The organism is Streptomyces sp. NPDC048637 (assembly GCF_040650675.1).
Lineage (GTDB): Bacteria > Actinomycetota > Actinomycetes > Streptomycetales > Streptomycetaceae > Streptomyces.
Window position 1 is genome coordinate 1 of record NZ_JBEZHQ010000075.1, and the last position, 13,773, is coordinate 13,773.

Sequence of the window (13,773 nt, forward strand, 5' to 3'; positions counted from 1 at the left end):
GGTCCGCTGCGCGGGGCTGTGGGTGCGGTGACGGGCCTCCGGGGCCTGGTGTGTGGACTGCTTCGCTTTACGTCCACACACCAGGCCCCTCCGGCCCGTCCCCTCCCGTGGGAGGAATAAGTGAACGTGGGTGGGGGCGGGCCACCCATCCAAGCCCGTTTCTGCGCGATCCACGAGACGCACCGGACCACACCTGGCCCGCTTCTGTGTGATCCACGAGGCACCGGCCCCCTCGTGGCCGTTTCTCTGTGATCGACAAGGCGCACCGGACCAGACCCCTCTTGGCCGGTTATGTGTGATGGACGAGGCGCACCCGACCACCGACGACCACCCCCACCAGCCTTTCCCCCACCCCCCAACGGGAGGGGACGGGTCGGAGCGGGTGGGGGTGTCCGGACGTAAAGCGAAGCAGTCCACACACCAGGCCCCGGAGGCCCGTCACCGCACCCACAGCCCCGCGCAGCGGACCCGGCCCGCCGCCAGGCGCAACGGCGAGGTCCCATACGTGGGGACAGCCGAAAACGTGGGGCCGAGGCAAAGCGCAGCGGACCGGCCCGCCGCCAGGCGAAACGGTGAGCAACAACCACGGCGGGAAAGCCAAAAACGTGGGGAACTAACCCGCATAGCTCCGCAGGAAAATGGCCTCTGCCAGCGACAGTCGTTCCAGTTCCTGGGGCGACACGCTCTCGTTGACCGCGTGGATCTGGGCCTCCGGCTCGCTGAGGCCGATGAGGAGGATTTCCGCGTCGGGGTAGAGCGCGGCCAGCGTGTTGCACAGCGGGATCGAGCCGCCCATGCCGGAGGTCTGCATCTCCTCGCCGTCGTAGGCCTCCCGCAGCGCTGCCGCCATCGAGGCGTACGCGGGGCTGGTGGTGTCCGCGCGGAACGCCTGGCCCTGCCCGACCTGTTCGACGGCGACCCGCGCGCCCCAGGGGGCGGCGCTCTCCAGATGTGCCGTCAGCAGCTTGGTCGCCTCGGCCGCGTCGGTGCCCGGCGGCACCCGCAGGCTCACCAGTGCGCGTGCGCCCGCCTGTACGGACGGGGTGGCGCCGACCACCGGCGGGCAGTCGATGCCGAGCACCGTGACGGCCGGGCGGGCCCAGACCCGGTCCGCGACCGAGCCGTTGCCGAGCAGACCGACCCCGTCGAGGACCTTGGCGTCCTTGCGGAAGTCCTCCTCCGGGTACTGCAGGCCCTCCCAAGTGGCGTCCGCAGTCAGCCCGTTCACCGTCGTCGAGCCGTCCTCGGCACGCAGCGAGTCCAGGATCCGGATCAGCGCCGCCAGCGCGTCGGGGGCCGCGCCGCCGAACTGGCCGGAGTGCAGATTGCCCTCCAGGGTGTCGACCTGGACGCGGACCAGCGTCATCCCGCGCAGCGTCGCGGTGACCGTCGGCAGCCCGACCCGGAAGTTGCCGGTGTCACCGATGACGATGGCGTCGGCGGCCAGCAGCTCCGGGTGCGCCTCGGCGTACCGCTCCAGACCGCCGGTGCCCTGCTCCTCCGAACCCTCCACGATCACCTTGACGTTGACCGGGATGCCGCCGTGCTCCTTGAGCGCGCGCAGCGCCGTCAGATGCATGATCAGACCGCCCTTGCAGTCCGCGGCACCGCGGCCGTACCAGCGGCCGTCTCGCTCGGTCAGCTCGAAGGGAGGGGAGACCCAGGCGGCCTCGTCCAGCGGCGGTTGTACGTCGTAGTGGGCGTAGAGCAGGACCGTCGGGGCGCCGGCGGGGCCGGGGAGGAAGCCGTACACGGACTGGGTGCCGTCCGGGGTGTCCAGCAGTGCCACGTCCTGGAAGCCGTCCGCCCGCAGCGCGCCGACGATCCAGTGGGCGGCCGCCTCGCACTCGCTCTTGGGGAACTGCGCCGGATCCGCGACCGACTTGAAGGCCACCAGCTCGGCCAGCTCGGTCCTGGCACGGGGCTGCAGTGCGGCGACGGTACGTGCGAGCGGGCTGTCAGACATGGAACGCTCCTTGTGGGCGCGACGTTGTGCGTACGGGCCGTCCGGCCTCGTGAGCCGGACGGGCCGGACGTACGGGCATCAGTGCCCCCGATCTTCCCACAGGCCCCTTGAAGAACAGCGGCCCGTAGGATGCGGGCGGTACACGCAGCCAGGCATCGAATGGGAGCAGAAGCACAGGTGAGCAGCGAGCGGGCAGCGGAGGACAACCAGCAGGTGTGGGACGTCGTGGTGGTGGGCGCGGGGCCGGCGGGCGCCTCGGCCGCGCATGCCGCGGCCTGTACGGGACGCCGGGTGCTGCTCCTGGAGAAGGCGGAACTCCCGCGCTACAAGACGTGCGGCGGCGGCATCATCGGACCCTCCCGGGACTCCCTCCCGCCGGGCTTCGATCTGCCGCTGCGCGACCGGGTGCATGCGGTGACGTTCTCGCTGAACGGGCGGCTGACCCGCACCCGCCGCTCCAAGAACATGCTGTTCGGGCTGATCAACCGCCCCGAGTTCGACGCCCGGCTGGTCGAGTCCGCCAAGGACGCGGGCGCGACGGTCCGTACGGGCGTCACGGTCTCCCGGGTGGAGCAGCACGGCGCCGAGGTGCCGGACCGGCGGACCGCCGCGGTGGTGCTCGGCGACGGCGAGGTGGTGCTGACTCGTGCCGTGATCGGCGCGGACGGCAGCGCGGGCCGTATAGGGGCCCATGTCGGGGTCAAGCTCGACCAGGTCGATCTGGGCCTGGAGGCGGAGATCCCGGTGCCGGCGCCGGTAGCCGAGGACTGGGCGGGCCGGGTGCTGATCGACTGGGGGCCGATCCCCGGCAGCTACGGCTGGGTCTTCCCCAAGGGCGACACCCTCACCGTCGGGGTCATCTCCGCGCGCGGCGAGGGCGCGGCGACCAAGCGCTATCTGGAGGACTTCATCGGGCGGCTGGGCCTCGCCGGCTTCGAGCCGAGCATCTCGTCCGGGCATCTCACGCGCTGCCGCGCCGATGACTCCCCGCTGTCCCGCGGCCGGGTGCTGGTGTGCGGTGACGCGGCGGGGCTGCTGGAGCCGTGGACGCGGGAGGGCATCTCCTTCGCGCTGCGGTCCGGGCGGCTCGCGGGGGAGTGGGCGGTGCGGGTCTCCGAGGCGCATGACGCGGTGGACGCCCGTCGCCAGGCCCTGAATTACGCCTTCGCCATCAAGGCGGGCCTCGGTGTGGAGATGGGCGTGGGCCGCCAGATGCTCAAGGTCTTCTCGCGCCGTCCCGGTCTGATGCATGCCGCGGTCACCGGCTTCCGCCCGGCCTGGCAGGCCTTTGCGAAGATCACCCGTGGGACGACGACGCTGGCCGAGATCGTGCGCACGCACTCGATGGCGCGACGGGCGCTGGAGGCGATGGACCGCGGCTGAGGCGGGGTGGAAGAGCCGCCGGGCCCCGGCGGGTCGTGCGGGCGGGTGTGCCGGCCGGGGCCGGACGCCGGCCCGGGCGCTCCGTGGGACGTGAGGTGCGCCGTACTCCCGGAGGAGTACGTCTGATCACCGCACCGGGCTGACGCCGCCGGGCCCCGCCGCGGTCTAGCGTGGCGGCATGGAGAATGCACGGCCGCCGTGGGCGCGGCGCGGCGTCGGCCCGGCGTGGGAGCGGTGGCTGGCGGCCCCGCCCGGGGAACCGCGCGGCCGGTCCGGCACCCGGCTGCCCTGGCTGTCGACCCTTGTTGTGACGCTCGTGGTGACGGTCGGCTCCGGCTTCGCCGGCCACGACCAGCCGGGCCGCGTCCCGCTGGACTCCCTAGGCCGCGCGCTGCTGGTCCTCGGCGGGGCCCTGCTGCTCTTCCGGCACCGCTTCCCGCGCACCGCCGCCGTCGGCACCGCCACCGCCGGTGCCGCCTACCTCGCGGCCGGCTATCCGTACGGACCGGTCTTCCTCACCCTCGCCCTCGGCGCGTTCGCGGCGGTCGTCGCGGGGCACCGCAAGGTCGCCTGGTGGGCGCTGGGCGGGGTGTGGGTGTCCCATGTCCTGCTCGCCCACTGGCTCTACCGTTGGCTGCCGCCCCCGCACGACGGGCCCGCTCCCTGGGGGCAGGAACTGCTCGTCACCGCCTGGGTGGTGGCCGTCGTGGCCCTCTCCGAGCTGGTACGGGTGCGCCGGGAGCAGCTGGCGAAGGCACAGGCCGAGCGGGCCGCCGCGGAGCGCCGCAGGGCGGACGAGGAGCGGCTGCGGATCGCCCGCGAGCTGCACGACGTCCTGGCCCACAGCATCTCCGTCATCAACGTCCAGGCGGGCGTGGGACTGGCGCTGCTCGACAGCGACCCGGAGCAGGCGCGGACCGCGCTGACCACCATCAAGGAGGCGAGCAAGGAAGCGCTCGGCGAGGTCCGTCAGGTCCTCGGCACCCTGCGCACCCCGGGCGACGCCCCGCGCTCCCCGGCCCCCGGACTGGACCGGCTGCCCGAACTCACCGAGCAGGCCAGGAGCGCCGGGCTCGCCGTGGACGTGACGACCGAGGGCGCCGCGGCCACACTGCCGCCCGGCACCGACCTCGCCGCCTTCCGCCTCGTCCAGGAGGCGCTCACCAACATCGTCCGCCACTCCGGCTCACGTACCGCCCGGGTGCTGCTCCGCCACACCCCCGGCGGGCTGGAGATCCGGGTCGACGACGACGGCCCGGCGACCGCCGGCACGGGCGAATCGGGCGGTGGCAACGGGCTCATCGGGATGCGGGAGCGGGCCGCCGCGCTGGGTGGCACTGTCGAGGCGGGGCCGCGCCCGGACGGCGGCTTCCGGGTCCTGGCCCGCATCCCGCTGGCCGGGACGGGGACACCGGACCGGGACCCGGGTGCGGATACGGTGAGCCCCACCGCCACCGAGGAGGAGTCGTGATCCGGGTACTGCTCGCCGACGATCAGCTGCTGGTGCGGGCCGGTTTCAAGGTGCTGCTGGACGCCCAGCCCGATATCGAGGTGGTCGCCGAGGCCGCGGACGGGGAGCAGGCGCTGGCCGCGGTCCGCGTCCACCGCCCGGACATCGTCCTGATGGACATCCGGATGCCGGTGGTGGACGGTCTGGTCGCCACCCGCCGGATCACCGAGGACCCGCGGCTGCCGGAGGTGAAGGTCGTCATGCTGACCACCTTCGAGCTGGACGAGTACGTCTTCGAGGCGATCCGCTCCGGAGCCTCCGGCTTTCTGGTCAAGGACACCGAACCGGAGGAGCTGCTACGGGCCGTGCGGGCGGTCGTCGCCGGTGACGCCCTGCTCTCGCCGGGGGTGACCCGCCGTCTCATCGCCGAGTTCGCGGCCCGCTCCAAGGAGCCGGCCGCGGCCGATGCGCTGTCCGCACTGACCGAGCGGGAACGTGAGGTGATGGCGCTGGTCGGCATCGGCCTGTCCAACGAGGAGATCGCCCGCCGACTGGTCGTCAGCCCGCTCACCGCCAAGACGCACGTCAGCCGCACGATGGTCAAACTGGGTGCCCGCGACCGCGCCCAACTGGTCGTGCTGGCCTACGAGTCGGGGCTGGTGCGGCCCGGCTGGCTGGGGTGAATCCGGACGAGGACGAGGTGCCGGGAGGGTGGGCCGGGAGTGTGGCCCGGCGGCGGTCCGGAGAGCGCAGGCCGCAGGGGCGGTTCGGTGGGCGGCCGCGGCGCACGCCCGGTCCGCGGCCGCCCACCGAACCGCGGCGCACGCCCGAGCTCAGATGCCGGCCCGCTCCTGCCACAGCTGCGGCAGCGACGCATCGCCGGTGACGGTCATTGCGTCCCACGGCAGGCGGTTCCACAGCGCGAGATACAGCTCCTCGGCCGGGCCCTCGATCGTGCAGTCGGCCGGCTTTCCGGCGTCCGGAGCGTCGGCGTCCTGGGTGGTGCGCACGGTCTGCGGCGGGGCGTCGGAGAGGTGCACGGTCCAGTCGGCGCCGGGGGAGTTCACGGCCCGCAGCCGCAGCGTACGGGGCGTGTCCGTACGGACCCGGCTGCGGTCGCGGGCGTGGAAACCCGTCAGGAGTTCATCGATGCCGTCGGCGGCGAAGGCGGACGGGAGGGGGGTGAGGGAGGCGCCGATCGCCTGCTGGGCGTCCGCGCGGTGCACCGAGGTCTCGTGCGCCTGCCGGCGGGCCCAGAACGCCAAGGGGGACGGGGCGGGCAGGAACGTCCAGGCGGAGAGGTCCTGCGGCGCGGAGTGCAGCGCCAGGACGAGGTGGTGGTGGCCCTCGCGCAACCAGGGCACGAGTTCGTCGTCGGCCAGATCCGGGGCCTCGGGGGGACGGCTGGGCTGCTGCACGCCCTGTGTCACGAACTCCGTCGCCCAGCGGTGCACCCGTCCGACATGGGTGACCAGATCCCGCATCTGCCAGTCGGGACAGGCCGGAATCCGGGCATCCGGCCCCGCCTCCTGCGCGGCATCGGCGAGCAGGCCGCCGTCCAGTCGCAGCGTTTCGACGAACTCAGTGATCTCCATACCCACGAGTCTGCCAGCAGGCACTGACAGCGAACCCGCGCGGGTCCGGACGCTGACGGCGCAGCGGGAGGCGGGCCGGGGGACGGCGTTCGAGGTCGCCCCGGTGCGTCACATTCGCCCGGTGTGTGCCCCGCGGGTGGCGTGGGCGATACCCGCCGCGAGCGCGGCGAGCAGGGCGACCGTGGTCAGCGCGGCGGGCAGACCGACCGCCTCGGCGAGGAAGCCGATGGCGGGCGGGCCGAGCAGCATGCCGCCGTAGCCGACCGTGGAGGCCACGGCGACCCCGTCCGGGCCGCCCGCCTCGCCGGCCCGGGCGAGGGCGACGGGGAAGATATTGGCGAGCCCCAGGCCCGCGACGGCGAAGCCGGCACAGGCCGCCCAGGGCGTGGGGGCGAGCGCGCCGAGCAGCATGCCCGCGGTCGCCGTCGTCCCGCCCGCGACCAGTGCCCGGGCCGCTCCGAAGCGCTGCACGACCGCCGTCCCGGACAGCCGCCCCACGGTCATCGCCAGCGCGAACACCGCATATCCGGCGGCGGCCGTGCCGGGCCCGGCGCCCAGGTCCTGGGAGAGGTGCAGCGCGCCCCAGTCGGCCATCGCCCCCTCGCCGTACGCCGTGCACAGGGCGATCAGCCCGAAAACGAGCACCAGACGGCGTGCCCGGCCCGCACGGTCGCTCCCCGGACGGCTTCCCTCCGGCGCGGGCAGCCGTTCGGGAGCCTCCGGCGCCGGGTGTCCGCACAGGGTGCGCCCCGCAACCACCGTCACCAGCAGGCCGATCGCGGCGAGCAACAGCAGATGGACGGGGGCGGACAGGCCGCCCGCGAGCAGTCCGCCGAGGCCCGCGCCGAGCATGCCGCCCAGGCTGAAGGCGGCGTGGAAGCCCGGCATCACGGGGCGCCGCAGGGCGCTGATGAGGGCGACCGCGGCGCTGTTCATCGCGACATTGAGCGAGCCGTACGCGGCGCCGAAGACCAGCAGGACCAGTCCCAGCGCGGTCGCGGAGTGGGTGAGGGGCGGCAGCGCGATGCTCAGGGAGAGGGCGGCGGCGGAGGCGGCCGTCACGGCGGGGCTGCCGAACCGCCGGCACAGCCGTCCGGCGATCATCATGAAGGCGACCGCACCGGCCGACACGCCGAGCAGGGCGAGCCCGAGGGCGCCCGCTCCGGCGCCGGTCTGCGCCTTGATCGCGGGGATCCGGACGACCCATCCGGCGAAGAGGAAGCCGTCCATGGCGAAGAATGCGGTGAGCGCGATACGGGAGCGGGTCAGGCGCGGATCGGCGGGGACGGCGCTCCGGTCCCCCGTAAGGGCCCTCCGCATTTTGTTTAGCGTCGGCACAAAGTCAGAATAGGGGTGTGACCCAGACTCGGACAACCAGGCTGGAGCGGGGCCGCGGCGCCCTCGGACCCGCACTGGAGCTCGTACACACCGGCCGCGCGCCCACCCGCGCCGTCCTGACCTCCGAACTCGGCGTGACCCGCGCGACCGCGGGAGCGGTGGCCGCCGAGCTCGAAGCGCTCGGACTGATCACCGTCGACTCCCGGCCGACCGCCTCGGCCGGCTCCCAGGGGCGCCCCTCCCACCGGCTGTTCGTCGCCGAGCGCGGACCGGTCGTGCTCGCCGCACAGATCCACGCGGACGGGTTCCGGGTCGCGCTGGTCGGCCTCGGGGGCCGCATCGTGGCGACCTCGACCGGCTGCGGCACCATCCCCGCCGACCCGGCGCATGTGCTGGCCGAGGTCGTCGCGGCCGGCTCGGAGCTGCTGCGCGAGACCGGACGGCGCTGCCTCGGCGCCGGCCTCGCGGTGCCCTCCGCGGTCGCCGAACCGGACGGCGAGGCCCTCAAGCCGATGCACCTCGCCTGGCCTTCGGGCGCGCCCGTACGCGCCCTTTTCCTGCGCTCGCTCGCCGAGGCCGGCATCCCGGGAGTCACCGAGCAGATCGGCTTCACCGGCAACGACGTCAACCTCATGGCGCTCGCCGAACACCGGCACGGGGCCGGCCGGGGCGCCCGCGACCTGCTCTGTGTGGCCTCCGGTCACCGGGGTGTCGGCGGGGCGCTGGTACTCGACGGCCGTCTGCACAGCGGCAGTTCGGGCCTGGCGCTGGAGGTCGGCCATCTGACGGTCAACCCCGAGGGGGCACCGTGCCACTGCGGCAGCCGCGGCTGCCTGGACGTCGAGGCGGACCCGCTCGCCTTCCTCGGCGCGGCGGGCCGCGAACCGGGCCCCGAGGTCTCCCTGCTCCAGCAGGCCGCCGATCTGCTGCGGGTCGAGTACGCCGATCCGGGCGTCCGTGCCGCGGCCGATCTCCTCATCGACCGCCTCGGACTCGGCATCGCCGGACTCGTCAACATCCTCAACCCCGACCGCATCGTCCTCGGCGGCCTGCACCGCGCCCTGCTGGAGGCCGACCCGGAACGGCTGCGCGCCGTGGTCGCCGACCGCAGCCTGTGGGCCCGCGGCGGCGGGGTGCCGATCCTGCCCTGCAGCCTCGACCACAACAGCCTGGTCGGCGCGGCCGAACTGGCCTGGCAGCCGGTCCTGGACGATCCGCTGGTCGTCCTCGACCGGTAACGGGCGGGGGAGCCACCCGCCGACGCTGCGGACACGCCTAAGGCTGTCCCGTAACTGCTGGTCACGGGTGAGGTGATCTTGGTGATCCGCTCTCCACGCCACCAGCGGACCTCGCATCCCCATCGGTCCGCCGGCCCGCCGACGCCGCGGTCGGGGACGAGTTGGACGGCATGCGGACCGGCGGTCCAGCGGCAGACCCCAGGGTCGTCCCCGCCGCATCTCGTCCGCGCCTTCACGCCGTAGCGCGGTGATGAGTTTGTCGGCTCAGCGCGGGCTCAGCCCGGCGAACGGGGCTATCCAGGACGGCTCGGACGCCGTGATCACACCAGCCACCCGAAGATCATCCCAGTGATGCCCGATGCCCGATGCCCGATGCCCGATGCCGATGCCGGCGGACGGGCTCAGGCCGTGGCATACCCGTGCGGTCCGGACACGAAGGCGAGGATGTGCGGGACCGCCTCACGCAGGCTGTCGAAGTGGCGGTGTACACCCTCCACCGCGACCGCGGCGTTCACGCCCCACACCGTCATACCGGCCCGCAGTCCGGACTGCACTCCGGACGGTGCGTCCTCAATGACCAGGCAGTCTTCCGGCTCGGCACCCAGCCGTGCAGCGGCCCGCAGATACGGAACGGGAGAGGGCTTGCCCTCCTCAACAGTGGCCGCGTCCACGATCACGCCCGGCACCGGCAGGCCCGTCCTCAGGAAACGGCCGCGCACCCGGTGCTCGTAGTTCGAGGTCACCAGCGCCCAGGACTCCGTCGGCAGACTGCGCAGCAGCTCTGACGCGCCGTCGAAGGCCGCATAGACGCCGGACCGCACATCCTCGTCCTCCAGCTCGTGCAGCGCGGCCAGGCACTCATGCGGATCGAGGTTCCCCGAGACCGCAGCGAACGTCTCCATCGGCCGCGTCCGCAGGGCCACTTGGTACACCTCGTCGGCATCCAGCCCGTATCGCTTCGCCCACGCTCGCCACACCTGGCGCTGGTTGCTCACCGGGTCCATCAATGTGCCGTCGACATCGAACAGCACGTACCCCGAGCGGCCTGACTGTGCAGATTCACTGGTCACACGTCGATCATGCCAGGCACCTACGAGACGATGACGGGACAGCCCTTAGGCTGCGCCCATGATTCCCGAAGCGGTCGCGCGCAGCCCGTACGTCAGCCTGGTCACCTACCGCGGGAACGGGACCCCGGTGGCCACCCCCGTATGGGCGGTGGCCGAAGGGGCGGAGCTCCTGGTGTGGACGCGGGACGACAGCTGGAAGGTGAAGCGGCTGCGCAAGGACACGCGGGTGACCGTCACCCCGTGCGATGTCCGCGGCCGGATCGCCGAGGGCGCGCAGACCGTCGAGGGCACCGGCCGGCTCCTGGAGGGCGCCTCTGCCCTCGGCCGGGTGCGCAAGGCGATGGCGCGCAAATACGGGCTGCGGTTCCGGCTGATGGACGGCGTCGGCGCGCTGGTGCGCGGCGGTAAACGGCCGCACGTGGGGATCTCGGTCACCCTGTAGGGGCCGGCTGTGCCGCCGGGGCAGCACACCCGGCCCGTCGTTCACCGGCTTTCTTGGGGCGCCCGCGCCCAGTCGGCGGCGAAGGCGCGCGCCGGGTTGGCCGTCAGGAACTGTGTCACCAGGTCCGCCCCCAGGGCGAGTTCCAGCCGCTCCCGGTGGCGGCGCAGCAGATGGGGCATGCCGGGGCCGCCGTTGACCGATCTGGCGCCGGCCGTGGTGGTGTCGCCGCCCAGCAGGATCCGGTCACCGAAGCCCGCGTCGGCGAGCGTGGCCAGCGCCTCGGGCAGCCGCCAGTCGGTCGCATGGTGGGCCTGCGAGGGGCCGTCGAACGCCAGGAATGCCCCGGCCCCGGCGGCCGTCCGGTGCACGACGAGGTCCGGTGAGCGGTTGAGATGGCCGAGGATCACCCGGTCCGGCGGGACCGCCAAGGACCCGCAGAGCAGGTCGAGTACGTCCAGTGCCCCGGTGCCCAGCTCCAGGTGGACGCCGATGACGGCGCCGGTCGCCCGCTGGGCCTCGGCGGCGGCCGCCATGGTGTGACGGGCGTGCCGGTCCAGCCCGTGGAAGCCACCGGCGACCTTGATCATTCCGGCCCGGGGGCCGGTGCCGCCGATCCCTTCGGTCAGCTCGGCGACGAACCGTCCGGCCAGATCCGCGCGGACCCGCGCCAGCAGCTCAGGGGAGTAGTGCGCCGCCTGGTGCAGCCCGGTGGCGGCGACGATCCGCACTCCCGACTCCCTTGCCAGCCGCGGCAGTTCGGCGGCGCGGCGGCCCATACCGTACGGCGTCCACTGGATCACCGCCGCGCCGCCGGCCGCGCGAAAAGCCCTCAGCTCGGCGGCCGCCGCCTCGGCGTCGTCCAGTTCCTGCCCCGGGAGTCGGGGGCTGCGCAGGAAGAGATGGTCGTGTGCGTCGCAGACGCCGAGGTCGGCGGGGGCGATATCGCCGAGCACCGTACGGACGGCGGGAGCGGGGGACGCGTCCCCGGGTGCCGGGCTCACCACTGCCGCCCCGCGCCCAGCCGGTCGGTGCCCGGCGCGGACAGGTGCAGCACCTGGTAGCGGTCGCCCGCGGCCTGCGGGGCGGCGTCCGCCCAGAGGGTGAAGTGGACCAGTTCCCAGTGCCGTGGGTCGAGGGCCAGCGCCGTGGTGTGCACACCGTCGGTGGCGGCCAGTTCCTCGTGTCCGGCCACCGCGTCCGCGACGACGGTGGCGGCGTCGGCGCGCTCGGCGAGCGTTTCGGTCCGGCGGGTGAAGGCGCGGGGCGCGGCACCGGAGGCGGGGCCCGGCTGGTGGAACAGCCCCTGCCAGTGTTGGACGGCCGGCCGCCCGAAGTCACGGACCACACCGCGGAACCCGTCGCCGAGGAGGAAGCGGTTCATGGCCTCGGGGTCGGCCCAGAGGTAGAACGGCGCGTACTGGTTGACCGGCGCACCGTCGACCCCGCGCTCGCGGATGCCGTACGCCTTCAGGCCGAGCCCGGGGAAGTCGTCCAGGAGATGGCCCTTGGACGCCACGCGGTGCCGGATGATCCGCATGTCGTAGTCGGCGGGCAGGGTGAGGGCGTACTGCATGGCGTGCATGGCGGGCTCCGTACGGGGGCGAGGGGGAGGGGCGGTGGCTCTGCGGCGGGTGGTCACCCGCCCGGGTACTCCTGGGTGCCGACCAGCTCGGCCCACTCCGCCGTGGTGCCGTCGTCGGCGGCCTCGACCGTCGCCAGGTGGGTCATGAAAGTGTCCGGTGCCGCGCCGTGCCAGTGCCGTTCGCCCGGTGCGATCCAGACGGTGTCACCGGCACGCACCGGCTCGACGGGGCCGCCCGCGCGCTGCACCAGCCCGGCGCCCTCGGTGATGTGGAGGACCTGGCCGTGCGGGTGGGTGTGCCAGGCGGTGTGGGCTCCGGGGGCGAAGTGGACGCTGAACATCCGGAGCCGGGACGGCGCGGGCGGGGCCGCGATCTCGTCCAGCCAGACACTGCCGGTGAAGTGCGCGGCGGGGCCCGGCCTGCTGGCAGGGCGCTGTCGGGTGATCTCCATGGGGCGGGAACTCCTGGTGGTGGGTGGGGCGTTCAGCCGGCGGTGGTGACCTGTGCGGCGAGCAGGGCCAGCACACCCTGGACGGCCGCGTCGAACGGCGCGGCGTCATCGGCGGCGCGGGCCAGCACATAGCCGCCCTGGACGACGGCCGCCACGGTCGCGGCCGTCGCCGCCGGATCCAGCGCGGCGGCGAGCTCGCCACGCCGCTGTCCCTCGGTGAGGACCTCGGTGATCCGCTCCCGCAGCCAGTCGAACATCTCGTCCAGCGGGCGGCGCAGCTCGGTGCTCTGCACCACATCGCGGTCCTGGGTCATCCGGCCGATCGGGCAGCCGCGCAGTACCTGGCGTTCGCGCAGCAGATAGGCGGCGATGCGGTCGTACGCCGTACCGGGGGCGCCCAGGCACTCCTCGGCGGCCCGCTGCAGGTCCTCCGCGGTGCGCCGGATCGCCGCCAGGGCGAGATCCGGCTTGCCCGCGAAGTGGTGGTACATGCTGCCCTGGCCGACGTCCGCGCGCTCCAGGATCGCCTTGGGGCTGGTGCCGACGTACCCCCGCTCCCACAGCAGTTCCTGGGTGCTCCGGATGAGCCGTTCCTGGGTGCCGGGCTGCTCCTGAGTGCTCATGAACGCACTGTACATACTAGTAGTTACAGAGATCAAGGGTGGACGGGGTGTCCGCGTTCGAACCGTCGGAGCAGCCGGGCCCGCCCCGCGTACTTCCGCCGCGGTACCGGCAGAGCCGCTGGCCGTACGACGACCGGCGGACTCCGAAAGGCGAGTCTCGAAGAAGACCGGAAGTTCCCGGTCCGCCGGGACCGGAAGGCCCCGGGAGGTATCTGCCCACCGAGGAGTTGATGGTGATGTTCGAGCTCGCCGACCCCTGGTCCGGCGGCCCCGGCCCCTGGATCCTGTTCGTCCCCGCCTTCTGGGCGCTGGTCGTCTTCGGCGTGGTGACACTGCTGCGCCGCACCGTATGGCGACACGGCGGGCCCGGCCGGCAGTTCCGCGGCCCGCAGTACCCCGCCCGTGCCGACACGCCCGCGCCTCTCGCCGTGCTCGGCCGGCGCTTCGCCGCGGGCGAGATCGACGAGGAGGAGTACTGGCGCCGGCTCTCCGTCCTGGAGGAACACTTCGCCGCAGGCCCCAAGGGGGGCGCGGCGTGACCGCCGCCGGCCCGGACCGCCGCCTGCCTCCTGCCTCATGGCGCCTTGACGGTGCTCACCGCGTTGTCCCCTCCCGGAGAGCCAGAGGCCGTATG

General features: G+C 73.6%; 14 protein-coding genes and 1 pseudogene. 6 read left to right on the forward strand and 9 right to left on the reverse strand.

Annotation, left to right across the window (positions count from 1 at the left end; genetic code table 11):
• Positions 1-613: 613 nt before the first annotated feature.
• Entirely contained in the window at positions 614-1,966 is a 1,353-nt protein-coding gene (locus AB0C46_RS40225; RefSeq protein ID WP_362834092.1) for a dipeptidase, read from the reverse strand.
• Positions 1,967-2,125: 159 nt separating this feature from the next.
• Here AB0C46_RS40225 and AB0C46_RS40230 point away from each other — a divergent pair, with 159 nt between their 5' ends.
• The 3 genes from AB0C46_RS40230 (at position 2,126) to AB0C46_RS40240 (ending at position 5,482) form a co-directional block, all read left to right on the forward strand.
• The gene (locus AB0C46_RS40230; protein WP_362834093.1) at positions 2,126-3,349 is read left to right on the forward strand and encodes a geranylgeranyl reductase family protein; all 1,224 of its coding nucleotides are present in this window, start codon (positions 2,126-2,128) and stop codon (positions 3,347-3,349) included.
• Positions 3,350-3,527: 178 nt separating this feature from the next.
• A complete protein-coding gene (locus tag AB0C46_RS40235) occupies positions 3,528-4,820 on the forward strand; it encodes a sensor histidine kinase (protein ID WP_362834094.1) in 1,293 nt (430 codons plus the stop codon).
• A complete protein-coding gene (locus AB0C46_RS40240) occupies positions 4,817-5,482 on the forward strand; it encodes a response regulator transcription factor (RefSeq protein ID WP_362834095.1) in 666 nt (221 codons plus the stop codon). The genes AB0C46_RS40235 and AB0C46_RS40240 overlap by 4 nt, the downstream gene beginning before the upstream one ends.
• A 150-nt stretch (positions 5,483-5,632) precedes the next feature.
• On the opposite strand, the gene AB0C46_RS40245 is transcribed toward AB0C46_RS40240, so the two are convergent.
• Positions 5,633-6,394, reverse strand: a complete 762-nt coding sequence (locus tag AB0C46_RS40245; protein ID WP_362834096.1) for a maleylpyruvate isomerase family mycothiol-dependent enzyme — start codon at positions 6,392-6,394, stop codon at positions 5,633-5,635.
• A gap of 108 nt (positions 6,395-6,502) precedes the next feature.
• Complete coding sequence (locus AB0C46_RS40250) at positions 6,503-7,732, reverse strand: MFS transporter (RefSeq protein ID WP_362834097.1); 1,230 nt, start codon at positions 7,730-7,732, stop codon at positions 6,503-6,505.
• A gap of 17 nt (positions 7,733-7,749) precedes the next feature.
• Between AB0C46_RS40250 and AB0C46_RS40255 the strand changes: the two genes are divergently transcribed.
• Positions 7,750-8,970, forward strand: coding sequence for an ROK family protein (locus tag AB0C46_RS40255; protein ID WP_362834098.1), 1,221 nt, complete (start codon positions 7,750-7,752; stop codon positions 8,968-8,970).
• Between the two features lie 174 nt (positions 8,971-9,144).
• On the opposite strand, the pseudogene AB0C46_RS40260 reads toward AB0C46_RS40255, so the two are convergent.
• Positions 9,145-9,303 (reverse strand): annotated as a pseudogene (locus tag AB0C46_RS40260) (IS5/IS1182 family transposase); the annotation flags it as partial.
• A 68-nt stretch (positions 9,304-9,371) separates the two neighbouring features.
• On the reverse strand, positions 9,372-10,040 hold the full coding sequence (locus AB0C46_RS40265) for an HAD-IA family hydrolase (protein ID WP_362834099.1): 669 nt from the start codon (positions 10,038-10,040) through the stop codon (positions 9,372-9,374).
• A gap of 58 nt (positions 10,041-10,098) precedes the next feature.
• Between AB0C46_RS40265 and AB0C46_RS40270 the strand changes: the two genes are divergently transcribed.
• Positions 10,099-10,482, forward strand: a complete 384-nt coding sequence (locus AB0C46_RS40270) for a PPOX class F420-dependent oxidoreductase (protein ID WP_362834100.1) — start codon at positions 10,099-10,101, stop codon at positions 10,480-10,482.
• 41 nt (positions 10,483-10,523) lie between these two features.
• Here AB0C46_RS40270 and AB0C46_RS40275 read toward each other — a convergent pair whose 3' ends face one another.
• Genes AB0C46_RS40275 through AB0C46_RS40290 form a run of 4 tightly spaced genes read right to left on the reverse strand, consistent with a single transcriptional unit; the run spans position 10,524 to position 13,139 of the window.
• Positions 10,524-11,486, reverse strand: a complete 963-nt coding sequence (locus AB0C46_RS40275; RefSeq protein WP_362834101.1) for a phosphotriesterase — start codon at positions 11,484-11,486, stop codon at positions 10,524-10,526.
• The gene (locus AB0C46_RS40280; protein ID WP_362834102.1) at positions 11,480-12,064 is read right to left on the reverse strand and encodes a DUF4865 family protein; all 585 of its coding nucleotides are present in this window, start codon (positions 12,062-12,064) and stop codon (positions 11,480-11,482) included. The genes AB0C46_RS40275 and AB0C46_RS40280 overlap by 7 nt, the downstream gene beginning before the upstream one ends.
• Before the next feature lie 53 nt (positions 12,065-12,117).
• The gene (locus AB0C46_RS40285; protein ID WP_362834103.1) at positions 12,118-12,516 is read right to left on the reverse strand and encodes a cupin domain-containing protein; all 399 of its coding nucleotides are present in this window, start codon (positions 12,514-12,516) and stop codon (positions 12,118-12,120) included.
• Between the two features lie 32 nt (positions 12,517-12,548).
• Positions 12,549-13,139, reverse strand: a complete 591-nt coding sequence (locus AB0C46_RS40290; protein WP_362834104.1) for a TetR/AcrR family transcriptional regulator — start codon at positions 13,137-13,139, stop codon at positions 12,549-12,551.
• Positions 13,140-13,375: 236 nt separating this feature from the next.
• Between AB0C46_RS40290 and AB0C46_RS40295 the strand changes: the two genes are divergently transcribed.
• Positions 13,376-13,678: an SHOCT domain-containing protein gene (locus AB0C46_RS40295; RefSeq protein ID WP_362834105.1), complete on the forward strand. Its 303-nt coding sequence runs from the start codon at positions 13,376-13,378 to the stop codon at positions 13,676-13,678.
• The last annotated feature ends 95 nt before the right edge of the window (positions 13,679-13,773 follow it).